At 69.9% G+C, this 23,030-nt stretch carries 17 protein-coding genes and 3 pseudogenes; 6 read left to right on the top strand and 14 right to left on the bottom strand.

Annotated features, from left to right (window positions below; translation table 11 throughout):
* Nucleotides 1–81: 81 nt before the first annotated feature.
* Nucleotides 82–1,512 carry an NF041680 family putative transposase gene (locus tag ATK36_RS29050; protein WP_098510205.1) on the top strand — a complete coding sequence of 477 codons (1,431 nt, stop codon included), beginning with the start codon at nt 82–84 and terminating at the stop codon, nt 1,510–1,512.
* 310 nt (nt 1,513–1,822) lie between these two features.
* On the opposite strand, the gene ATK36_RS29045 is transcribed toward ATK36_RS29050, so the two are convergent.
* Nucleotides 1,823–4,675: an ATP-binding protein gene (locus ATK36_RS29045; protein ID WP_170069952.1), complete on the bottom strand. Its 2,853-nt coding sequence runs from the start codon at nt 4,673–4,675 to the stop codon at nt 1,823–1,825.
* 619 nt (nt 4,676–5,294) lie between these two features.
* On the opposite strand from ATK36_RS29045, the gene ATK36_RS29040 reads away from it, so the two are divergent.
* The 4 genes and pseudogenes from ATK36_RS29040 to ATK36_RS34890 all read left to right on the top strand — a co-directional run.
* The gene (locus tag ATK36_RS29040) at nt 5,295–5,798 is read left to right on the top strand and encodes a DUF2165 domain-containing protein (RefSeq protein ID WP_245915287.1); all 504 of its coding nucleotides are present in this window, start codon (nt 5,295–5,297) and stop codon (nt 5,796–5,798) included.
* A 60-nt stretch (nt 5,799–5,858) separates the two neighbouring features.
* A complete protein-coding gene (folP, locus tag ATK36_RS29035) occupies nt 5,859–6,746 on the top strand; it encodes a dihydropteroate synthase (RefSeq protein ID WP_098514358.1) in 888 nt (295 codons plus the stop codon).
* 25 nt (nt 6,747–6,771) lie between these two features.
* Nucleotides 6,772–7,617, top strand: a complete 846-nt coding sequence (locus ATK36_RS29030) for an endo alpha-1,4 polygalactosaminidase (protein WP_098514357.1) — start codon at nt 6,772–6,774, stop codon at nt 7,615–7,617.
* Nucleotides 7,596–7,688 (top strand): annotated as a pseudogene (locus ATK36_RS34890) (hypothetical protein); the annotation flags it as partial. The gene ATK36_RS29030 and the pseudogene ATK36_RS34890, both read left to right, overlap by 22 nt.
* 60 nt (nt 7,689–7,748) lie before the next feature.
* Here ATK36_RS34890 and ATK36_RS29020 read toward each other — a convergent pair.
* From ATK36_RS29020 to ATK36_RS28985, 8 genes and pseudogenes are all read right to left on the bottom strand, one after another.
* A pseudogene (locus ATK36_RS29020) lies at nt 7,749–8,084 on the bottom strand (aldehyde dehydrogenase family protein); the annotation flags it as partial.
* Nucleotides 8,085–8,170: 86 nt separating this feature from the next.
* Nucleotides 8,171–8,806 (bottom strand): SRPBCC family protein, encoded by a 636-nt coding sequence (locus ATK36_RS29015; RefSeq protein ID WP_170069951.1) that lies wholly within the window; start codon nt 8,804–8,806, stop codon nt 8,171–8,173.
* Nucleotides 8,803–11,160, bottom strand: a complete 2,358-nt coding sequence (locus ATK36_RS29010) for a xanthine dehydrogenase family protein molybdopterin-binding subunit (protein WP_098514356.1) — start codon at nt 11,158–11,160, stop codon at nt 8,803–8,805. The genes ATK36_RS29015 and ATK36_RS29010 overlap by 4 nt, the downstream gene beginning before the upstream one ends.
* A complete protein-coding gene (locus tag ATK36_RS29005) occupies nt 11,157–11,633 on the bottom strand; it encodes a (2Fe-2S)-binding protein (protein WP_098514355.1) in 477 nt (158 codons plus the stop codon). The genes ATK36_RS29010 and ATK36_RS29005 overlap by 4 nt, the downstream gene beginning before the upstream one ends.
* 22 nt (nt 11,634–11,655) lie before the next feature.
* On the bottom strand, nt 11,656–13,341 hold the full coding sequence (locus tag ATK36_RS29000; RefSeq protein WP_098514354.1) for a thiamine pyrophosphate-binding protein: 1,686 nt from the start codon (nt 13,339–13,341) through the stop codon (nt 11,656–11,658).
* A gap of 19 nt (nt 13,342–13,360) precedes the next feature.
* Complete coding sequence (locus tag ATK36_RS28995; protein WP_170069950.1) at nt 13,361–14,242, bottom strand: carbon-nitrogen hydrolase family protein; 882 nt, start codon at nt 14,240–14,242, stop codon at nt 13,361–13,363.
* Entirely contained in the window at nt 14,235–15,632 is a 1,398-nt protein-coding gene (hydA, locus tag ATK36_RS28990; protein ID WP_098514352.1) for a dihydropyrimidinase, read from the bottom strand. Before hydA ends, ATK36_RS28995 begins: the two co-directional genes overlap by 8 nt.
* On the bottom strand, nt 15,629–16,654 hold the full coding sequence (locus ATK36_RS28985) for an ABC transporter permease (RefSeq protein ID WP_170069949.1): 1,026 nt from the start codon (nt 16,652–16,654) through the stop codon (nt 15,629–15,631). Before ATK36_RS28985 ends, hydA begins: the two co-directional genes overlap by 4 nt.
* Before the next feature lie 180 nt (nt 16,655–16,834).
* Here ATK36_RS28985 and ATK36_RS28980 point away from each other — a divergent pair, with 180 nt between their 5' ends.
* The gene (locus ATK36_RS28980; RefSeq protein ID WP_098514350.1) at nt 16,835–17,686 is read left to right on the top strand and encodes an FAD binding domain-containing protein; all 852 of its coding nucleotides are present in this window, start codon (nt 16,835–16,837) and stop codon (nt 17,684–17,686) included.
* Nucleotides 17,687–17,790: 104 nt separating this feature from the next.
* Here the strand turns inward: ATK36_RS28980 and ATK36_RS28975 are convergent, their stop codons facing one another.
* The 5 genes and pseudogenes from ATK36_RS28975 to ATK36_RS28955 all read right to left on the bottom strand — a co-directional run bounded on the left by ATK36_RS28975 (nt 17,791) and on the right by ATK36_RS28955 (nt 22,897).
* Nucleotides 17,791–18,216 (bottom strand): Imm1 family immunity protein, encoded by a 426-nt coding sequence (locus tag ATK36_RS28975; RefSeq protein ID WP_098514349.1) that lies wholly within the window; start codon nt 18,214–18,216, stop codon nt 17,791–17,793.
* Nucleotides 18,204–18,577 (bottom strand): annotated as a pseudogene (locus tag ATK36_RS34025) (DddA-like double-stranded DNA deaminase toxin). Before ATK36_RS34025 ends, ATK36_RS28975 begins: the two are co-directional and overlap by 13 nt.
* 909 nt (nt 18,578–19,486) lie before the next feature.
* Nucleotides 19,487–20,185 (bottom strand): FadR/GntR family transcriptional regulator, encoded by a 699-nt coding sequence (locus tag ATK36_RS28965; protein ID WP_170069948.1) that lies wholly within the window; start codon nt 20,183–20,185, stop codon nt 19,487–19,489.
* A gap of 101 nt (nt 20,186–20,286) precedes the next feature.
* Nucleotides 20,287–21,840 (bottom strand): sugar ABC transporter ATP-binding protein, encoded by a 1,554-nt coding sequence (locus tag ATK36_RS28960; RefSeq protein ID WP_098514347.1) that lies wholly within the window; start codon nt 21,838–21,840, stop codon nt 20,287–20,289.
* Nucleotides 21,841–21,862: 22 nt separating this feature from the next.
* The gene (locus tag ATK36_RS28955; RefSeq protein WP_170069947.1) at nt 21,863–22,897 is read right to left on the bottom strand and encodes a sugar ABC transporter substrate-binding protein; all 1,035 of its coding nucleotides are present in this window, start codon (nt 22,895–22,897) and stop codon (nt 21,863–21,865) included.
* Between the last annotated feature and the right edge of the window lie 133 nt (nt 22,898–23,030).

Raw genomic sequence — 23,030 nt, 5'->3', positions numbered from 1 at the left:
TTGATCGTGGGTGAGGCCCTTGGTTGATCATTCTTCTTGCGACAGAAGGAAGATCACAACCAGGGGCCTCAGTTGATCAGTGTGCACGACGCCGGCCGTGCCGGTGCACTCGGGGAGTTGTCCGCGTTCCGGGAGCGGTTCCACCAGTGCCTGACCAGTCGGGCGGACGCCTTGTCCGACCTGGCCGACGCGGTGCTGTGCGCCGACGGGCCGGTCGCCAGCCTGGCCGAACTGTCGCTGGTCCCGGAGCATCGGCGCGGGCACGGCGCCGGCTACGACGCGATCAACCACGGCACGATCGAGGTCGGCCGGTTACGCACCACCCTGGCACGCCTGCCCCTGCCTCGTGCCGCGGGCGGGCGGATCGCATTGGGCGTGGACGTGTCGCACTGGCTGCGCCCGGACGCCGCGTGCAGCCCCGAGCGGCTGTTCTGCCACACCTACGCCCGCGGCAAGGGCCAGGCCCAGATGATCCCCGGCTGGCCCTACTCGTTCGTCGCGGCGCTGGAGACCGGGCGCACCTCGTGGACAGCGGTCCTGGACGCGGTCCGGCTGGGACCCGCCGACGACGCCACCGCGGTCACCGCCGCCCAGCTACGCGCGGTCGTGGGCCGGATTATCGACGCCGGCCATTGGCAGCCCGCCGATCCGAGCATTCTGATCGTGGCCGATGCCGGCTACGACCTGCCCCGGCTGGCGTTCGTGCTGGCTGATCTGCCCGTCGAGGTGGTGGGCAGGATCCGTTCCGGCCGGGTGATGCTGCGGCCCGCACCGCCCCGGCGGCCGGGCGCGCCCGGCCGCCGGGCCAAGCACGGTGGGGTGTTCACGTTGGCCGATCCCGCCAGTTGGCACACCCCCGAGCACACCACCGGCACCGACACCACCCGCTATGGACACGCCCAGGCCCAGGCATGGGACCGGCTGCACCCACGCCTGACCCGTCGCGGCCCCTGGCTGGACCACGACGGTGAGCTTCCCCTGGTGGAGGGCACCGTGATCCGCCTGCAGGTCGAGCATCTGCCCGGTGATCGCGACCCCAAACCGGTCTGGCTGTGGTCCTCGGTCACCGGCGCCAGTGCCGAACTGGTCGACCTGCTCTGGCAGGTGTTCCTGCGCCGCTTCGACCTGGAGCACACCTTCCGGCTGTTCAAGCAGACCCTCGGGTGGACCCGTCCCAAGCTGCGCGCCCCGGAATCGGCTGACCGCTGGACCTGGCTGATCCTGACCGTCCACACGCAACTGCGACTGGCCCGCCCGCTGGCCGAGGATCACCGCCGCCCGTGGGAGAAACCAGTCACCGAGCCCCGCCGGTTGACTCCGGCTCGGGTTCGGCGGGGGTTTCGCAACCTGCACGCGACGACAACCCGCCCCGCAGCCGCACCGAAACCCTCCCGGCCTGGTCCTGGACGCCCAGCCGGCTCGACCAACCACCACCCCGCAACCCGCTACAACGTCGGCAAAACCGTCAAACGCGACCTCACCCTCGCGCAGCACCGCAACCACACAGGTTAAACAACAAGCTCAGAGTCCGTGAAGGGGCCCTTCACGGACCTTGCCCGTGCGGAGGTGACGGACTCACGGGGGTCTAGCGCGGGCCACTGCCGGGCCGGGGCGCCCGGCAACCCCGCGCTGCGGAGCTGCGGCACTGCCGCTGTGGTGCGGCGGCTGTGGTGCGGCGGTGCTGCGGCTGTGGCGCTGTGGTGCTGCGGCACCTTGGTGCTACGGTGCTGTCGGCTGAGTCTGTGAAGGGGCCCTTCACAGACTCTGAGTCCGTGAAGGGCCCCTTCACAGACCCGAAACCAGGTCACCACGGACGCCGGGGTCAGCGCACCCACCGCGCGAGGCTGACCCGGGATCGCAGCCCCAGCTTCCGGTAGACGTTGCGCAAATGGGTCTCCACCGTCCGCTCGCTGAGAAACAACCGAGCGGCGATCTCCGCATTCGACAACCCCTGCCCCACCAGGGGAGCAATCTCCGACTCCCGCCGGGTCAGCGCACCCGCCTTGCCGATCGGCCGGCCGCGCCGCGTGGCCCGCGCCGGGAACGGGCTGCTGCCCGCGGCGGCGAGCACGGCCGTCGCGGCGCCGGTCAGCTCCGCTGCCTCGGCCCGGGGCAGCAGCTCCGCCAGTTCGAGTTCCGCATGCGCCGCCAGCAGCTTCACCCCCATGCCACGCAACGCGATCGCGGCATCCCGCAGCAGCCGCCCGGCTTCGGCGCGGGCGCCCCGCAGGATGGCGGTGAGTCCCTGCTGCAGATCCGCGAGCGCGGCCGGCACCGCCGCATCGTGCCCGCTCGCGCGCAGCAGGCCGGTGATGCGATCGGCCTCGTCCTCGTCTCCGGAGTGCACGGCGGCGTACCCGGCGAAGGCGGTGCGGAGGCAGTTGAGCTGAACGTCGCCGAACGGCAGCGTGCCGGTGAGCGGCGGAACGTCGGCGGGCGCACCACGGCGCACCGCCAGCGCGGTCGCGGCCAGTTCGACCGCGTCCTTCAGGTCGATCTGCTCCGGGTCGTAACGCCGGCGCGCGGCGGTCAGGTCCGCCTCCGCGCCGTCGAGGTCGCCGCGCTCGGCTCGCAGGAACGACCGCGTGGCCAGGGTCCGGCTCTCCAGCCGGTCGCCGCCGACCCGGCGGGCCTCGGCGACGGCGTGATCCAGGTGGGTCAGCGCCGTCGCGAGGTCACCGGCGTAGTACCGGGTGGTCGCGAGCATGGTCTCCAGGTAACAGGTGGCGCCCGGCAGCCACAGCCGGACCGGGGCCGTGCTCTCGACGTCCGCCACCCGGATCCCGGTGGCCAGGTCGCCGCGCACCACGGCCAGCCCGTTGAGCAGCATCCGGATCGGGAACGCGACGTGCGGTGCGTCGCCCCCGCAGCGGCCGGCCAGCTCCAGCGCCTCGGACAGCTCGGCGAACGCGGTCGCGGGATCGCCGGCCAGCGCGGCGAGCACCCCGGCCCCCAGGCGGGCCGCCGCGTGCGCCGTCGGAGTGTCGTGTGTGGACGGAAGCTCGGCGAGTTCTTTCGACACCAGCGCCAGTTCCGCGAGGTCGACCTCGCGCAGGGCGATGATCCAGTGGATCATCAGGCGCATCGGCGGATCGCGGTCCGGCCGGCGTCCGGTGGCCCGGGCCAGATCGACCGCGGCCCGCACGTTGCCGCGCTCCGCTTCCAGCAATGCCTGCAGATGCCGCCACGCCCGCAACCGCTCGGGTTCCTCGCCCCGGCGCGCGCCGAGCGTGACCGCGCCGTCGAGCAGTGCGGCGGCTTCGCCGAGCCGGCCGCGCCCCTGCTCCACCCGGGCCAGGTCGACCAGCAGCGCGGGCACCGCTTCGGGCCGCACCTCCCGGGCGCGGCGGAGCGCGGCGAGGAAATAGTCAACGGCCTCGTCCAGCTCGCCCACGGTCAGCGCTCGCCGGCCGGCATCGCTGAACACTTCGACCGCGCGCGCGGCGGGGACACGGTCACCACCGGCGGCGTAATGCGGTGCGGACGCCACCGTGCTGCCCGCCCCGCTCGCGTCCAGCGCGGCGCCGACCGCGGCATGCAGCGAACGCCGTTCGGAAATGCCGAGTTCGCCGTAGATCGCTTCCGCGTACAGCGGATGCGCGATCCGGTAGTGCGGTTCGGCGCCGGACCGGTGCTCGACGACCAGCCTCGTGCGGGCCAGGCGGCGCAAGGCGGCGTGCAGCACCGGGTCGTCCAGCCCGGCCACGGTGCCCAGCACCGCCGGACGGCCGTGCACCCCGGCCACCGCGACGACTTCGAGCAGCCGGCGCTCGGTCTCACCGAGCTGGTTCACCTGTTCCAGCACCACGTCCCGGATCACCTCGGGCAGTGGGCCGGACATCCGGCCGGTGGCCAGATGCCGGGTCAGCGCCACGACGAACAACGCGATCCCGGAGGCCCGCGACGTGACCGCCCGCAGCAGCGCGGGCGACGGCGGCGCGCCCAGCAGGTGCCCGACCAGCTCGCGCACCGCCCGGTCGGTCAGCGGGGCGAGTTCCAGCAGCCGGCCGGTGGGATCGCGCCGGGTCGCGGCCGCCATCGCGGTGAGCGCTTCGTTGGCCACGCCCGAACGGAAGCAGGCGAGCACGAGCACCGGCAGCTCCCCCGCGTTGCGGCCGATGTAGTACAGCAGCTCGACCGTCCCGCGGTCGGCGCAGTGCACGTCGTCGAGGAACAGCAGCACGGGATTCCGGGCGGCGAGCCGTCGCGTGACCGCCAGGACCGATTCGTACATCCGGGTCCGCTGCAACGCCGGATCCCCGGTGGACGGCGCGTCCGGCCGCAGGTCGGGGAACAGCACGCCGAGTTCCTCTATACCCTCGCCGGAGGGCGCCCTCAGGTGATCGCGGAAAGCCTGCACGATCGGCGCGTAGGCAAGCCCGGACAGCAACGGATCGGCCCGGCCTTCGACGACGGTGAACCCCTTGTCCCGCGCCAGCCCGACCGTTTCCGCGGCCAGCCGGGACTTGCCGATGCCGGGCGGCCCGCACACGAGCAGCCCGCCGCCGCGGCCCGACCCGGCAGCGGTGACCGCGTCGGCCAGCACGGCGTACTCGGCAGCGCGCCCGACCAGGGGTACCGGCAGCGCGGCGCCACGCTGCCGGCCGCCCACCGGGCGGGGGCGGCGCCGCTCGTCCTGGGGCGGATCCGCCCGCCCGGCCGCTACCGTGTTCATGTCCCAGCCTCCCAGGGAACAGACAAAAGAATCATACTGTCGCCCGTCCGGCACCCGGAGGGATTTTTTCCCCTCGGGACGAGAGAACGAAACTCTCCGACTGATACATCCGAAGGACGGCGAATTGCGCATTCCTCTCTTTTGCCGCACATGCGATCACTCACCGTGCGGCACGGACACCCACGACGGTGAAAGCCGCCGTTCGGCAGACCCTCGGCCGCAGTGCGCACGATCCGCCGGTCCGCCGGGCCGGCAGGAAGCTTCACCCGGACAGCCCACCCGGGCGCTCCGCACGGGCAAGGTCTGTGAAGGGGCCCTTCACAGACTCAGAGTCCATGAAGGGCCCCTTCACGGACTCGATGACCCGCCGATGCGGCCGGGCCGGATTTCGACCCTCGTCCCGGGCAGTACGTCGGCGCGGCCGGTGTCGAGGACATCGACGCCGATCAGCCGTCAGCTGCCCGGCGGCACCGAGGCGACCATGGCGGCGGCTCCTGTTGCGGACTCCGCATCCGGATGATCCGAAACGGGCCGAGCATGCGATCCCGCTGCGCCCGCAGATCGAGTACCTGCCGGAAAATACGACCCTGGCCTGCGGGCCGGTCGGTAGCGTGCCCGAGTGCCACGCTTCAGAAAGATCATCGACGGATCCTTGGCGGTGGCGGTCCTGACCGGGATCACCGCCCTGCAGATGACCCTCGTCGCGGTCGGGAATGTCACCGACTTCGAGACGAACCGGGCCTTCGTCCGCCACGTACTGGCGATGGACACCACGTTCACCTCGCCCGGCGTGATGTGGCGGGCGATCACCGCGCCGGGGCTTGTGGACGCCGCCTACCTCGCCATCATCGCCTGGGAGATGCTCACCGCGCTGATCCTGCTGATCAGCCTCGCGGCGTGGTTCCGCACCGGGCAGGGCGGCTCGGCCCGGTGCCTCGCCGTGATCGGGTGGCTCATGCAGGTGGTGCTCTTCGGCTGCGGATTCATCGTCATCGGTGGTGAATGGTTCCAGATGTGGCAGTCCAGCAGCTGGAACGGGCTCGAACCCGCGTTCCGGAACCTGGTGATCGCCTCGATCGGCCTGATCCTCGCGTATCTCCGGCGTCCGGCGGCTTCGCCGTGACGGCGAAACCCCAGGCGATAAGCTGATCGCCGCATCGGCGATCCGGCAGGAGGTACTCGAGTGGGCGAGCTTCGGGTGAAGGGGCGGCAGGTCCGGACCGATCGGCCGCTCGTCATGGCGATCCTCAACGCCAACACCGACTCCTTCTCCGACCCCGGCCCGCGGGACCTGGACAAGCTGCTCGACCGGGCGGCACGGTTCGCCGATGAGGGGGCGGCGATCATCGACGTCGGGGCCCAGTCGGGCATCACCGGCCGGGCGCCGGTTCCGGCCGAGGCCGAGATCGCGGCCGTGCGCCCGGTGGTGCGGGAGATCGCCCGCTCGCTGCCCGGCATGCTGATCTCGGTCGACACCTTCAAGGACGACGTCGCCGAAGCGGTGCTCGACGCGGGCGCGCACATCATCAACGACGTCTCCGGCCTGCGGAACCAGCGGATCGCCGAACTCTGCGCGCGGCATGCAGCCGCGCTGGTGATCATGCACACCAGCGCTCCTCCGCTGCACAAGCTCCAGGACCCGGATCGGTACCAAGACGTGACCATGGAGACGATGCGGTACCTCGATCGGCAGTGCGAGCTGGCGGTGCGCCTGGGCCTGCCCGAGAACGCGATCATCCTCGACCCCGGCCCGGACTTCACCAAGACCCCGGCGCAGACGATCGAGCTGCTGCGCAATGCCCGGCGCTTCGCCGAATTCGGCAAGCCGCTCCTGCTTGCCTTGTCCCGCAAGGACTTCGTCGGCGCGTTGACCCAACGCTCCCCCGTGGATCGCACAGCGGGCACGCTCGGCGCCATCGCGGCGCTGCGTCACCTGCCGGAGCAGATCCTCCGCGTGCACGACGTTCAGTCCACTGTAGACTTGCTCGCGGTGTTCGACGCGATCACCGGGGATACGCCGATCCCCCGTGATCTCACAGTGCCGCACCGTCTTCTGCACCAGCAGACGTGATCACCAGAAAGAATGGACAAGATTCATGGGTCGTTTCCTCCGCGGTGCGCTCGCGGCCGCCCTGCTGTTCACTGCTAGCGCCTGCTCGGAGTCCGGTCCGGACGCCGCCGACACGAGCGCCCCTGCCGCCGTGCCGAGTACCGGATCGGCCGCCCCTCGGCCGGTGAACGCGCCCCCGACCGGCGCGCCGGTCGATTACCAGCTGGGCGGCAGCTATCCGCCGCCCGAAGGGGTCACCGTGGTCAGCCGTGACCACAGTGTCGCGCCGGCCGCGGGCCTCTACAACATCTGCTACGTGAACGCGTTCCAGGCGCAGCCCGGCGCGGACGCCGAATGGGACGCCGACCTGCTGCTGCGCGGCGGCGACGGGAAGCTCGTCGTGGACAACGACTGGCACGAGACCCTGCTGGACCTGCGGACGCCGGAAAAGCGGGAGCGCGTCGCGGCCAAGGTGTACGGCTGGATCGACCAATGCGCGGACAAGGGATTTCAGGCGGTCGAGCCGGACAACTACGACAGCTTCCTCCGCTCGGAAGGCCTGCTCACCGACACCGAGGCGCAGGAGTTCGTCCGGCTGCTGTCCGCCCACGCGCACGGCAAGGGGCTCGCGGTGGCACAGAAGAACACCTCGGAACTCGCTCCCCGCCACGCCGCGAACGGCCTGGATTTCGCCGTCGTGGAGGAATGCGGCGAACAAGGCGACTGTGCCGAGTACATGTCTGCGTTCGGTGACCACGTGGTCGTCATCGAATACACCGACGAAGGACTCGCGAAAGCTTGTGCCGAGGGTGGCGGGCGGCTGAGCATCGTCCGGCGCGACCACGGCGTCGCGCCGCTGGGCAACGCCGAATACGTACGCAAGACCTGCTGAGCCTGGGCTACGCGGGCGTCTATTCGAGCTTCCTCCGCCAGGCCGTAGCGGGCGCTGCCCGCTACGGCCTGGACACCCGCGTGATCCTCGTCGAGGTCGGCCGGCGGGGCATGGTCGGCGGCCAGGAGGACCGGCGCGATGACCGCGACCGGTCCCACCGGCTGCCGGATGGACTGCACGTCGACCCGGGTGCCCGCATTGACCGTGGCGCTTCCCTTGAGCAGATGCGGTGCCCCACAAGCGAATTCGACGACTTCCTGACCCCGCGCGACCTCCCCCGGCGCATCGCTGAGTACCTTGCCGTGTTCGCGCGTGATGATCTCCGCGCGCTGTTCCTTGCGCTTGTTGAGCAACTCACGGAAGGCGAACAGTACCGAAGTGCGCCGCGCGAGCGACGTGTCCCGCCAAGCCGGAAAGGCCGCCACCGCCGCGGAAACCACGGCTTCGACGTCCGCGCTGCCGGCGAGGCGTAGCCGGCCGGGTCAGGATCGGCAGCTCGTCCGGGCCGTCACCGTCGTATCGCGCTCCGTCTTCCAGTGCGTCGCGGTGGTGCTCATCCCTTGATCCTTTCGCGGGTACGGGCGGCGAGCCGCTCGATACCGAACAGCACCACGACGAGTGCCTTGCGCAGCCAGCCCAAAATCATCCCCTTGACCAGGGCGCCGACTGCGAGTTCCGGCTTTCCGGCCGCCGGGGCGGCGGCCGGTGTCCGCACCTCGGCCGAGGTTTCCGGTGCGGAACCGAGAATCCGGCTCTCGATCTGCTGGGCCGCCTGGCCGACCAGCTGGTTGCTCACCTGCTGGAGCACTCCGCGGCCCATCGTGGCGACCCGCCCGGCGATCGCGAGATCCGTGTGGATGGTGACGCGGGACTGGCCCTCGGCCTCGGCCACCGACATCTCCATGGTGGCCACCACCGTGCCGGCCGCGCCTTGTTCCTCGCCCTCGGCCCGGATCGTGGCTGCCCGTTTGTCCTTGTCCACGGCGGTGATGCAGCCGTTTCCCCGGTAGCGCACCGTCACCGGGCCGACTTTGACCTTGAGGCTTCCTTCGAACGTCGATTCGTCCACGATCCGGTCGATGGTGACGCCGGGGACGCAGGTGACGACACCCGGCGCATCGAGCAGGAAGCCGAACACGGCGTCCGGGGGCGCGGCGATGGCGAACTCGTGCAGGAGTTCCACGGTCACGATTCCTTTGGTAGCGGGGTGGATGTGGCAATCAGGTGCCGCACCCGCGGCGAGGTCATCGGCATGCGGTGCACGGACACCCCGAAGGGTTCGAGCGCGTCTTCGATCGCCTCGGCGATCGCGGCGGCGACGGGGATGATGCCCGCCTCCCCGGTGCCCTTGATCCCGAGCGGGTTCCACGGCGAGGGGGTCTGCAGCTCGTCCAGCACGAGCGGGGGCAGGTCGTCGACGGTGGGCAGCCGGAAGTCGAGGTAGCTGGTCGTGGTGGGCTGGCCGGTGTCGTCGAAGGTGAACAGCTCCAGCAGCGCGCCCCCGATGCCCTGGACCAGCCCGCCCAGGATCTGCCCGTCGACGACGAGCGGGTTGAGGACCCGGCCGCAGTCGTGCACCACGACGTAGTTGAGCAGGGTCGTCTTGCCCGTGGCGGGGTCGACCTCCACCTCGGCGACGTGCGCACCGGAGCCGAACACCCACTGCCGCTGGCGGAAGTACTCGGTCGCCGACAAGGCGATCGGCGGCGCGTCGCTCCCGGCCCGCGGACCCGGTGCCGCAGGTCCGGCCGGATACCGGATCGGGTTGGCGCCGGTGGCGAGCTCCGCCAGGGACAGGCCCGCGCCGGTGCCCGCGACCCGGACGAGTCCGTGGTCGATGGTCAGGTCTTCGACGGCGCATTCGAAGAATTCCGCTGCGGTGTCAAGGATTTGCCGACGCAGGGTGGTGGCCGCCGCAGCCACGGCGTTACCGGCCATCACGGCGGCGCGGCTGCCGAAGGTCCCGTGCCCCACCGCGCCGGCGCCGCCCGAAGTCGACCGGACGACGACGTCGGCTGGATCGCAGCCAAGGACGTCGGCCGCCACTTGCGCGAACGTGGTCGCGTGCCCTTGTCCTTGAGAAGGCACGGAAACCTCGACCACGATCCTGCCGTTCGGGTTCAGCGCCGCGGTGCAGCCTTCGTACGGGCCCACGCCGGTCCCTTCGACGTAGGTGGCCGACCCGATGCCGGTGAATCGTCCCTCGTTTCGGCGCTCCTTCTGCCGGGCGCGGAAAGCAGGCAGGTCAGCGTGCCCCATCGCGAGCTGGAAACCCTTGGCGTATCGGCCGCTGTCGTAGATCGCGCGGCTTCCGTCGTGCAGATCCAGGCCGGTGTCGTAAGGAAAAGCGTCCTCAGGAACGAAATTGCGCCGACGCACTTCGCTGGGCTCCAGGCCGAGCGACTTCGCCACCGCGCCGATGAGCCGTTCGATCACGAACACACCCTGCGGACGGCCGGCCCCGCGATACGGGCTGACCGGCGGCTTGCTGGTGTAGATCACGCGGCCGGTGAATTCGTAGTCCGGCACGTGATACTGGCCGGGCAGGTGCGTCCCGGTCACGGCCGGCACCGCGATCCCGTACGGAATGTAGGCGCCGGTGTCGTGGACGAACGCAGTTCGCACTGCCAGCAGCTTGCCGTCGGCGTCGTAGCCCACGGTCGCCTGGTGCACCTGGCCGCGTTCCTGATTGGCGCTGATGAAGTGCTCGTACCGGTCCTCGGTCCAGGCCACGGCCGCTTCGAGGCGCATGGCCGCGAGCGGGACGAGCACCTCCTCCGGGTAGAAGAGCATGATCTTGGTGCCGAAACCGCCGCCGACGTCCGGGGCGACGACTTCGAGCCGGTCCAGCGGCAGGCCGAGAATCCGGCTGAGGCCCTGCCGGATGGCCACGTGCGACTGGGTCGAGTCGGACACGTGCAGGCGTCCCGTGCGCCGATCCCACGTGGCGTGCACTCCCCTGCCCTCCATCGGCATGCCGCCGCTGCGCTCGATCTCCAGGTCGAGCGTGAGCTGGTGCGGTGCAGCGGCCAGCGCGGCTTCGACATCGCCGCGAGACTGGTGGACCACCGCCGCGACGTTGTCGGCGACGTCGTCGTGCACCCTCCCCCGGCCGCTATCGGAGAACTCGACGACGGCGGGGAGCGGCTCATAGTCGATCTCGACCAGCTCGGCCGCGTCCTCGGCCCGGTACCGGTTGTCCGCCACGATCATGACGATCGCCTCGCCGACATACCGCACCCGGTCCACGGCCAGCGGCAGCTGCGTCCGCGGCGCGATGAGGTCCGGGTGCGGGGCGAGCAGGGGCAGCGGGCCGTTCAGGTCGCCGAGATCATGTCCGGTCCACACGGCACGGACACCGTTGAGGCGCTTGGCCTGTTCGACGTCGATCGCGGTGATCCGGGCGTTGGCGTGCACCGAACGCACGAAGTACGCGTGCAGGGTCTCCGGCGTGACCAAATCGTCGACGTAGGCGCCGAGACCACGCAGAAGACGTTCGTCCTCCACCCGCTCCACCGGTGTGCCGGTCGCCTTTCCCGTCATCTCGGGTTCTCCGCATCGGACTCGGCGAAGACCTCTTCGACGACCCGCTTGATGCCGCGGTATCCGGTGCACCGGCAGATGTGCCCGCGCACGCTGTCCAGCGCGTCCTCCCGCGACGGAGCGGGCCGGTTCTGCTCGGCGGTCAGCGACATGAGAATCCCCGGCGTGCAGAATCCGCATTGCAGGGCGTGATGCTTCCGGAACGCCAGCTGGATCTCGGTCAGCTCCTCCCCCTCCGGCGCCAGATCCTCCACGGTCCGCACCGACCGGCCGGACATCTGGACCGCGAGAGTGAGACACGAGCGGACGGCCTCACCGTCGACGAGCACGGTGCACGCGCCGCACACACCGTGCTCGCAGCCGACATGCGTGCCCGTGAGCCCCAGCTCGTGCCGGAGGTAGTCACAGAGCAGCATCCGCGGCTCCACATCGGACTCCCGGGTGCGGCCGTTGACCTCGACGGTGATTCTCATTCCGGCTGCCCGCCTTTCCTGCTCATGCTCCGGTCGGCATCGGCATACTCGCAGCGTAAGAGGTCACGGGGGCGATCGCTTCCGGATCGATCCGGGCGTCGATCAGCGTCGGCGCACCGCCGGCCTCGCTCAGCGCCTTCGCCAGCTCGGCCGCGGTCCGGACGGTGACGCCGCGTGCCCCGAGCGCGACCGCGGCGCCGGCGTAGCTCGCGTCCCCGAAGTCGTTGATCTCCGGGATGATGTTGCCCTCGACGTACTTCTGCAGGTGGTACTCGAAAGCCAGGGTCCCGTTGTTCATGACCACGATCGTGGCGGGAATGCCCACGCGCGCGGCCGTCTCCAGCTCGGCGAGGTTGTAGCCCGCGCCTCCGTCGCCGGTGATGCACACGACCCGCCGACCCGGGGCGGCGAGTTGCGCACCGAGCGCGCCCGGAATCGCCCAGCCGAGTGACCCGGCGGCACGGAGGAAGGTCGCGCCCGTGCTCCGCTGCGGGTAAAGCACGCCTGCCCACGCGGCCATGTAGCCGGTGTCCGCGACGACGATGTCCTCGCCGTCCAAGGCGTCCGCGATCGTCGAGACGACCTCGCGAGGGTGCATGTGCTCGGTGCCGGGGTCGGCCGTGTCCAGGGCATGCGCCCGCCAGTTCGCGATTTCGCCGACGCACTCGGCCAGCCAGGTGCGGTCGCGCGCGGCCGTGCCGCGCGCCGGGTCGGTCGAGAGCGCCTCGATCAGAGCGGCGACGGTGGCCTTGACGTCGCCGAGCACGTTGAGCCCGGCCGCCGGATCGAGGGAACCGGTCGCGGTGTCGACCCGGATCAGCGGGACCTCCTCGAACAGCGTGAAGGAGTCGCTGGTCACCGAGCCGGTGCGGCTGCCGAGCACCAGCACCAGATCGGCCTCCCGGGCGATCCGGTTGGAGATCGGTGCCGCGTACCGGCCGACGACGCCGGCGCCGAGCCGATGGCTGTCGGCGATGCTGCCCTTGCCGCCGATCGAGGTCACCACCGGTGCCTGAAGCAGCTCGGCGAGCTGGGTGATTTCGTCGCCGGCACCGGAAACACGTGCGCCGGACCCGGCCAGGATGACCAGCCGCCGCGCGGAGGTCAGCGCGTCGATCATCGAACCAAGCACCTCGGCGGACGGCAGCGGCCGGTACATCGGCGCGGTCAGCCGGGTGGTCGGCGCAGCGGCAGCCGCCTCGGGCTCGGTCGTCTCGGCGATCACGTCCCTGGGCACATCGAGGTGCGCCGGTCCGGGCGCCGAAACCGCCTCGTGCATCGCGCGCAGGAGCATCCGCCGGACGTGGTCGCCCTGGCGGGCCTCACCCGCCCAGTGGGTCACCGGCTGGTGGAGCGCGAGCTGATCGAGCAGCTGGTATTCGTGCCGGTCGCGGGTGGCGGCGGGCACGGAGCTGGTGAGGGAGACGACGGGGCTCATCGCCCAATACGCGTCGGCCAGCGCCGCGGCCACGTTCGCCGATCCGGGACCGTGCTGGCCGTAGACGAACGTCGGCCGTCCGGTGATCCGGGCGTAGCCGTCGGCCATGTACACGGCGCCTTGCTCGCTGCGGCACGGGATCATCCGGATGCCGCGCCGCTGGAACGCGGTCCACAGGGCGGGATCGCCACCGGTGAGCATGAAGAAGGTGTCGATCCCCTGGTCCGCGAGGATCTGACCGATGATGTCGGCGACTCGGGTCGTGGTCATGGTCGTAGTTTTTCCTCGCTCAGCTCGTCGGGCGGTAGGTGTAGAGGTCCGGTCGTTGTGCGCCGCGCAGGCCCATGGCGCGGGCCGTGGTCGCGATCGCGGTCTTCGCGAAGGCCCCCGTCGCCGTGGTGCCCGGTCCGGCGTCGGCGATCCGGGCGATCCGCCCGTCCGGCCCGATGACCATGGACTGGCCCAGGTACGTCACGTCGCTGTCGCCGAGGACTTCCCGGCCGTGCCGGTTCGCGACCGCCACGACGGCGCTCTGCTGCAGCGCCATGGCCTGCATCTCGGCGGCGAAGGTCGGTTCAGTCCCCTGCGGCGACGCGGTGGGGACCGCGACGATGTCGGCCGAATTGGCGGTGAGCGTCGCCCATGCGCCAGGAAAATGCCGGTCGTAACAGACGAGCACGCCGATGCGGCCGAAATCGAGGTCCCAGGTCAGCAGCTCCGGCCCGGCTTCGAAATGCTCGTCCTCCACGAACGTCGATCCGTAGCCACGCACCGTGCAGAGGTGGGTTTTCTCGTAGACAGCATGGTATTCGCCGCTGGTGACGCCTCTCCCCGCAACGATCCGGCCATCCCGGTCGAGCACGACGGCGGCGTTGCGCACCCGTCGCCCGTCGGTGAAGCAGACGCCGGCGACCAGGTTGGCGGACAACCGTTTGGCGAGTGTCCGAAAAGGATCGACGACCTCCTCCAGCGGAAGAGCCCGTGGTCCGGGCCGATTCCGGGGATCGACTCCGGCCAGCGGGAAGTACGGCGTGTTCGCCATTTCGGGAAAGACGAGCAGATCGTGCCGCCCGAGGGTGCGCCCCAGATCGAGGACCGCCGCGGGTTCGATGCCACCGGCAGGCGTCTGGACGACCCCCACGGTGAGGTCGCCGGCCGGGGGCTCAGACATCGTAGTTGCCGGCTTGCCGGCGAATGTACTGGCCGCGCCCCGGATTGTGCCGGGCGTTGCCGCGCTCGGCGACCAGGACCCCACGAGAGAAGACGAATCGCGGCCAGCCATGGCACTCGTACCCTTCGTACGGGTCGTAGTCGGCGTTGGAATGCATTTCGTCGACGGTGAGCCGCCGGACGTCCTCGGGATCGATCACCGCGATGTCGGCGTCGGCACCCGGCGCGAGCACGCCCTTGGCCGGATGCATGCCGAAGAGCTTGGCCGGGTTGGTGGACGTGAGCGCCACGAACCGGCGAGCGTCGAGCTTGCCCGTCCGCACGCCTTCGGAGAACAGCATCGGCACGCTGGTCTGAAGGTTCGAGACGCCCGCGGGAATCCGCCAGAACGGTGCGTCGGCGAGCTTCTGCTCGGCCTTCCACGGCGCATGGTCGGTCGCATACGTCTGGATCTCGCCGCCCTGCAAGCCTTCCCACAGCGCCGCGGAATCGGTGGCAGACCGGATCGGCGGGAGGCACACGTACTTGTTGCCTTCCTTGTCCGGCAACTGGTAGACGCTCTGCTCCAGAAACAGATACACCGGGCGCGTCTCGACGAAGATCCGGCCGAACTTCTTGCGGGCGTCGCGGACCGCGTCAAGCGCTCCCTCGGTGCTCAGATGCACGAAGTACACCGGCGCTTCGAGGAGCGCGGCATACTCGGCGATCTTGCGCGTGGCGATCGTTTCCGCCTGCGGCGGCCTCGCCTGGGGCAGGAACTCGACGCCCAGGTCCCCGCGCCGCTCGAACGTGCGGGTGAGGAAGTCGATGAGCACCCCGTCCTCGGCGTGCACGTTGACGATCATGCCGGCGTCACGAGCCGCCCGGAGCACTTCGAGAATTCCCGCGTCCGGTAGCTGAAACCCCGACACGGCACCGAAAACCTTGACGCTGGTCACCCCGGCGTCGACCACTTGGGGGAACTCGGCGACGGCCTTCTCCGCGTCGTCGGTGACCACGACGTGCAGCCCGTAGTCGATGTTCGCCGTCGTCCTCGCCAGTTCGAGGTCGCGTTCGATGGCGGCCATCAGCGTTTCGCCTTCTTCCTGGAAGGCGTAGTTGATGATGGTGGTGATCCCGCCCGCGGCGGCGGCGCGGGTGCCGGAGTCGTAGTCGTCGGCGTTGTGCGAGCCGACGTAGCCCACGTAGTGGTGGAAGTGGGTGTGCACGTCGATGGCGCCCGGCACCACCAGGCAGCCGGTGGCGTCGACCTCGTCGGCTCCGGCGCCCTCGACGGTGCCGACCCGGACTACCTTGCCGTCGCGGACGGCGACGTCACCGGCGGCCATCGTGTCGGCGTTGACGACGGTGCCACCCCGGATGACGAGGTCGTACTCCTGGTGCGTGGTCATGCTGGCTTGCCTCCGAGAGTGAGCCGGGACAGCCGCTCCAGCAGAGCGGCGATGAGGATCAGCGAGCCGATCGCGACCTGCTGCCAGAACGCGGTGATGTTCATCAGCACCAGGCCGTTCTGGATGGTGGCGATGAGCAGCGCGCCGACGACGGAGCCGCCGATGCTGCCGACTCCCCCGTTGAGCGAGGTCCCGCCGATGACCACGGCCGCGATCGCCGCCATCAGGTCCTGGGTGCCGACGGTGCCCGAACCGGAATCGAGCCGGGCGGCGATGATGAGCCCGGCCAGCCCGGCCAGCGCGCCGCTGAGCACCAGCACCTTGATCTTGATGCTCGCGATGCCGACGCCGGAAAGCCTTGCCGCCTCACGGTTTCCGCCGACAGCGTAGACGTCGAGCCCGAAGCTGGTCCGGCGCAGCGTCACCGCCAGTACCACGGCGACGACCGCGGCGATGAGGACCGGCACCGGGATGCCGAACACCTTTCCGGTGCCGAGGAAGCCGAACTGGCTGCCGAGGCCGAACACCGAGGTGCCGTTGGTCAGCAGATTGGCCGCACCACTGGCGATGCTCAGCATCGCCAGTGAAGCGACGAAGGAGGGCACCGCGAACCTCGTGAGGAAGAGGCCGTTCACGAATCCGGCCGCGGCACCGGCGGCGATCCCGCCGACGATCGCCAGCGGCCACGGGATGCCGTAGGTGACGATCATGACCGCGGCCACCGACCCCGTCAGCGCTTCGACCGAGCCGACCGAGAGGTCGATTTCGCCGGCGATCAGCGCCACGGTCAGACCACAGGCCAGGACGGTCAGGGTCGAGGCCGCGAGCAGGATGTTCAGCACGTTCCCGACGGTGGCGAAATCGGGCGCGATGGCGGCCAGGACCCCGCACACCGCGATCAGCGCCACCGAGGTTCCCGCGATCGGCGACGCGAGGACGCGGGACCAGACGGGACGGCGCTTGCGAACCGGCGCCGGGACCGGCTCGGCGGTCTGCGCCGGGGGCAGTCGAGTAGCACTCACCAGCTCCTCCTTCCGAAGGGGACGCACAGCCGGGGTGACCCGAATAACACCACGCCGGTGCCCCGCCGTCAAGGAATTGGCCTTACCGATTTTTTGATCTCGCGACCAAAACTGGTCAACACGCCGTCAAATCGGCCTCAGATCGTGACACTGGTCAGTCCAACGCGTAGAGTTGGGCCCATGAAGCCCTCGTCGTTCCTGTACCGCGCACCGGCCACGCTCGGGCGCGCGCTCGACGACCTCGCGGAGTGCGCCGAAGAGGGCGGCAAGGTGCTCGCCGGGGGCCAGAGCCTGCTGCCGATGCTGAACTACCGCCTGGTCCGCCCGCCGGTCCTGGTCGACCTCGGCACCGTCACGGAGCTGGCCGAGCGAACGATCACCGGCCGGGGTTTCCGCCTGGGCGCCATGACCACCACGGGCTGGCTCGCACGGGCGGCGGAGGTCCGGGCCGCCTGGCCGCTGCTGGCCACGGCGGCAAGCTGGGTGGGCCACGTCCAGATCCGTTCGCGGGGCACGATCGGCGGCAGCGTGGCGCACGCCGACCCGTCCGCCGAAATGGCGGCGACGATGCTGCTCGCGGACGCCCGGATCACCCTGAAGTCCACCCGCGGCGAGCGCGTGGAGCAGGCCGGCGACTTCTTCCTCGGCTACCTCAGCACCACCGTCGAGGAGGACGAGATCCTCACCCACCTGGACTTCGAGGTCCCGAACACCGGCGGACGCTGGGGCTTCGAGGAATTCGCACCCCGGCACGGCGACTTCGCGGAAGCCGGCGCCGCGCTGACATTACCGGCCGAGGACAGCGAGGAGCGCGGCCGCGCCGTCGCTTTCGGCGTGGCGGATCGGCCGTTCCGGTTGCCCAGCCTCGAAACGCTCCTCACCTCGTCGACCGGACGGCTGTCTCGCAGGGTTTTCGACAGCGCGGTCGGCAACGACTTCGACGCCGTCGGCACGGTTACCGCCGAGAAGCGGGAAATGGGTGCGCACCTTGTCGCGCGTGCGTTGCGGGCGGCGGGGGTTGTCGTCGAGTAGCGCGGGTTCGGTGGGCGCGGCGGGCTGTGAAGGGGCCCTTCACAGACTCTGAGTCCGTGAAGGGCCCCTTCACAGCCTGCGGTCAGGTTCCCCCGAAACCGGCGTTACTTGACGTCGATTTTACGCGTCAAGCCCGTCGGCACGGTTCCTGTTGCCAGGAATTCGCGTGCCACACGTCGCACCTCGTCCATCGGCACTTCGTAACTGGCTGGTATTTCCCGTACGTGCGCCATGTAGTCGTAGATGACGTATTCACCAGGGTCGCCGTCACTGTGTGTCTGCACAGGTTCCGGTGTCATGAACATGACAAAGCCCTTTGCCTGCCCGATGCCCATGTCGAACACGCCGCGCTGTGGGTCGCCGGCCACGGAGCACTCCACCATTGACGGCACCGCAACATCTTTGGTCTCGGCTTGCACCCGTGCAATGAGCGCGTCGAGTTCCTCCGGCGTCTCAATGACGATTGCCGGATCACCCTCGGAATAGTCGTTGTCCGGCTCCTGGTTGTACCAGACTTCTAGCGTGACCACGGCTTGGCTCCTCCGGTGAACGTCTTGCGGTAGTTCGGGGCGTGCACCGTCATCGTGTAGCCCTCGGGCAGGATAATCGGCACCAGCGTGTCACAGCCGTATGGACCCTGCACGGCCGGTTGTTCAAGGACACATCCAAGTGCTTGCGGCCTTCCCGCACCATGCGCGCCGCGAGCTTCTGTTCAACGTCGGCCGTCGCCGCCAGGTCGCCACGCGGCGGTATGCCATGTTCCTGGAGCAGCCGGGCGGCCTCGGCGGCGTCTTCGTCCCGGCCGCTGGTGATCTCGTGCGCCTGGCCGTGCTCGTCTACCCAGCGGCCATGCGTCTTGACACCAGTGTTGCTGACGACCGGCAGCGGCATGTCGGCCTGCAAGGCTTCGGCGTGCTCGCGGCTGAGCTTCTGGCCGTCTGGCTTCGCGGGCGCTACGGCGGGCCTATTGTCGGCCCGGGGCGTGGAACTTCCCGCCGTGCTCGAGTTCTCCGACGGCGGGGCGCTCACGCCGAGCTTGTCCAGGTAGCCGGTCAGCAGGCCGGCGGTGCGTTCAACGAGCTGCCGGAGAACACCGATGTTCTCGGCTGTTTCTCCCAGCCCTCCGACCGCCTGCTGTAGCTGCGGTTGCTCAGAGCCGACCTGGAGAAGGGCTTGCCGGGCTTCGTCGGTCAAGGTGGCAGCTTGCTCCAGCCCAGCCGGGGGCAGCTTGTCGAGTGCCGTACGGACGGCTGCCGCCAACTCCTCGACGCTTGCCATGATCGCCCCCTCCCGTACATATCCCAGTCCCTGAAGTCCGGCGAACTGGTGCACACGGTCGGCGACTCGCTGGGATACGGGGAAGCGGCCCGGCTGATCAGGAGCAAGGTCTACCGGGATCGTGCTGGTCTGAGGTGAGGCCGGTTTCCCGGATTGGCCCCAGCGCAGTGGCCGTCCTATTTCAAGCTGAAGCGTGACACCAGACCGGTGAGCAGGCAACATTCGCAGCCGCCGGCTGCTTCCGCGCCGGCTGCCGAGGCGCCGGACGGCCAACGCCTGACTCGAGAGCAAGCCGAAGGACTGCGATCCGAGCTGCCTTCACCTGTCGTGCGAAACACTGGACAGAAAACCCATGGCCGATCATCTGCGACTTCCAGGCCAATGCGCAGGAGATCCCCGCCCGGTACGAGGTGCCGATGGAACAGGTGCGGCCTGCGGCGCCGACGTTGCCGGAGCGGGAAGAGCTTCCGCCACCCGCTGAGGCTTACCGGCCAGGGCGTCCGTCGTCGGAGACCGGACAGCTCACTGCGTTTCTTCGGCCAGCTCCGGGCTCCCGGCCGCGGAACTGCGCAGCTGATCCTCGACCCGCGCAAGGTGCAGCAGCATCGCCGCCTTGGCGCGTTCGGGATCGCCCTCGCGGATCGCCTTGCCGATCGCGCGGTGCTCGATCTGCGACTGTTCCCGGTTCCGTGCGCTCGCCGCGGTCACTTCGAGCACGGTGAACTCCAGGTCCCGGATGCCCCGGATGATGCTGAGCAGCAGCGGATTGCCGGTCTGCCGGACGATCCATTCGTGAAACGCCAGGTCGTTCTCCGGGAACGTGTCCTCGTCGAGTTCGTCGAGTGCCGCGAGCAGCTCGTCCATTTCGGCGAGGTGGTCTTCCCCGACCGAGCCGGCCGCCTCCGCGGCGGCCGCGGGTTCCAGGAACCGCCGCACCTGGAACAGGTCGAGGTACGAACCGTGGATGAGCCGGAACGCGTGGCTCAGCGGGGCGAGCAGCAGCTCCGGGCTCAGCTCCGTGACGTAGGTTCCGGCGCCGCGGCGGGACTCGACGATGTTCACCGCTTCGAGACTCCGCAGGGCCTCGCGCACCAGGGGGCGGGAGACCCCGAGGCGGATCGCGAGTTCCCGTTCGGCGGGCAGCGCGGCCCCGGGGCGCAGTTCGCCCGTGACGATCATCGACACGACATGATCGCGAACACCGCTGAGTGGGCCTGCCATGGGGCGAAGCATACCGAGAAGCGGCCGCGGCGACGCCGGGAGCGGCGGGCGGCGACGGCTCGCGGCGGCGGAGCGCGACCCGTCCGGGGAGTCGCTTTCGCTCACTGCACACCCGCCGGCGGCCGGGTCGCGTGCCCCATGATGTCCCGCTCGGTGGTTGGGCCAGGGATCTCCGCAACGATCGCGCCCGCGCGGAACACGCACACCCGGTCGCTCAGACCGCAGACCTCCTGCATGTCCGAACTCACCAGCAGCACCGCGACGCCCTGGGCGGCGATCTCGCGCAGCAGGCGGTAGATCTGCGCCCGGCTCCCCACGTCGACGCCGGCCGTCGGCTCGACGAGTACCAGCACGCGAGGTGCCAGCGAAACCGCCTTGGCGAGCACGATCTTCTGCTGATTCCCGCCGCTGAGCGAACCGGTGGCCAGCTCCGGGCGGCGCGGGTCGACCGCGAAGCGATCGATCACCCCCACCGCGTCGGCCCTGGTCCGCCGACGCGAGAGCCAGCGGAACCGGCTCCGGGTGCGAGAGGCGAGCTGTGCCCGGCTCGACGAGGTCAGCGCCAGGTTTTCGGCGATGCTCAGACCGGCGACCAGCGCTTGCGAACGGTCCGCCGGAACGAGCGCGATGCCGTGCCGCATGCCCTCCAACGCGGTGCGGGGCAAGGACTCGGACCCGTCCACGAACACCGCGCCCGATTCCGCCCGGCGGCTGCCGCACACCGCTTCGGCCACCGGAACCATCCCGGCGTCCACCAGACCGGTCAGGCCGAGTACCTCACCGCCGTCGACCGTGAACCCCACCGGCGGCTGCCCCGCGACCGTCAGCTTCTCGACCCGCAGCACCGGCGAACCGGACGGCCCGTCCGCACGCGGCGGGTACAGCTGCTGAACCGGCCGATCCAGCATCGCCTCGATCATGGCGTCGACGGTCAGCTCGTCCTTGGCCATTTCGCGGACGATCCGGCCGTCCCGCAGGATCGTCGCACGGTCGCAGAGCGCGGTGATCTCGTCGAGCCGGTGGCTGATGTAGACCAGCCCGACGCCGTCGCCGCGGAGCCGATCGAGCCGCTCGAACAGGTTGTCGCGATCGGCCGGAGTCAGCGCAGCGGTCGGCTCGTCCAGGACCAGCACCTTGGCCTCGGCAGTCAACGCCCGCGCGATCTGCACGAGCTGGGCCTGCGGCAAGGACAGCTCGGAGACCCTCGTGAACGGATCGACGTGCAGCCCGACCGCGGCCACCGCCTCTTCGGCGACCTTGGCGGCCTCGCGCCGGTCGAGGAAGCCGAAGCGCCCCGCCCGATCGCCCGCGTGGGTCCGGCCCAGGAGGAAGTTGTCGACGATGCTCAGCCCCCGGACCAGCGCCAGATGCTGATGAATCGCGTGAATGCCCAGGCGCTCGGCGTGCAGCGGCGAGTGAAAGGCGACCGGCTCGCCGTCGATCAGCACCTTCCCGTGGTCGGGCGAGTGCACTCCGGTGAGGATCTTCACCAGCGTGGACTTGCCCGCGCCGTTCTCGCCGAGCAGCGCGTGAACCTGTCCGGAGTGGACGGTGAAGTCGGCGTCGCGCAGGGCGTAGACACCGCCGTAGGTTTTGGCGACCTGGTGCGCGGCAAGCACTTTCCGGCTCGCGGCCGGTTCGGTGGCGGGGATCATCAGGACACCTCCCGTCGAGTGGTCAGCACCGGCCGGCCACCGCGTCGTTCACGCGCTTGGCCAAAGCCGCGTCGACGGCGAACGGCTTTCCGTTCACCTCGACCGATTTCGCCCCCTCCGCGATCTGCTTGAGCTGGGCGGTGGTGAGCAGGGTGATCGGCGGCTCGACCTTCTCGGGCACGGTCTTCCCGTCGAGCCGGGCGACGACGGAGTTCACGAACTCCGCACCGACATGGTCCAGGAAGAGGATTCCGTCGGCGGCGAAGGTGCCCTGATAGGTGGCCCGGAGCCCGATGCACGTGCCGTTGTAGCCGACGACGGGCACCTTTCCCTTGAGATTGCGGGCTTCGAGCGCCGAGATCGCCCCGAAGGCCATCTCGTCGTTGTCGGCGAACACCGCGTGCACGTCGGGATGCGCGGTCAGGATGTCGGTCGTCACCCGCAAAGCCTTGTCCCGCGCCCAATCCGCCGGCTGCCGGGCGACGACGGCCGCGCTCGGGTTGGCCGCGCTCAGGCCTTGCACGAACCCGTTCGCACGCTCGATGCCGGGTGTGTCGGCCGGGGCACCTTCGAGCACCGCGACCTTCGCCGGGCCCTTCAGCTGCCGGCCGAGCCAGGTGCCGGCGACCGTGCCGCCCGCCGTCTCGTCCCCGATGATCGAGGTGACGACCAGGCCCTTGCCGTGCGCACCGTCGATCTCCGACTGCAGGATGAAGACCGGGATGTTCGCCGCCTTCGCCTGGTTCAGGATCGGCATGATCTGCTGCTTGTCCCAGGGCTCGATGCCGAGCGCCTTGACACCGCGGCCGATCATCGCCTGCAGCTTGGTGACCATGTCCTGCATATCGCGGCTGTCCTGGGAGAGCAGCTCGATGTTGCCCTTCGCGGCGGCCGCCGCCTCGGCCGCGTTGGACATGTCCTTGATCGCCGGGTTGTCCCAGGCCTGGGTCACCAGCCCGACCTTGATCTTCTGGTCGCTCGCCGTCCCTTGTCCCCCGCATCCGGCCAGCAGCACGGCAGCCGCCACTCCCCACGCGATGAGCACTTTGCGTGCCACGTCCACCTCCGGGTTCCGAGGACCGCACTGCGGTCACGCCTCGTCGTTGGGGACGAAGTATGGATGACCCGGGTCACACCAGTCAACAGACTTGTCATACCAATTTCCCAGCATGATCGCCTTAGCGGCACCA

Source organism: Amycolatopsis sulphurea, assembly GCF_002564045.1.
Lineage (GTDB): Bacteria > Actinomycetota > Actinomycetes > Mycobacteriales > Pseudonocardiaceae > Amycolatopsis > Amycolatopsis sulphurea.
Note: the sequence above shows the minus strand (reverse complement) of the source record. Positions and strands in the feature narration are given on the sequence as shown.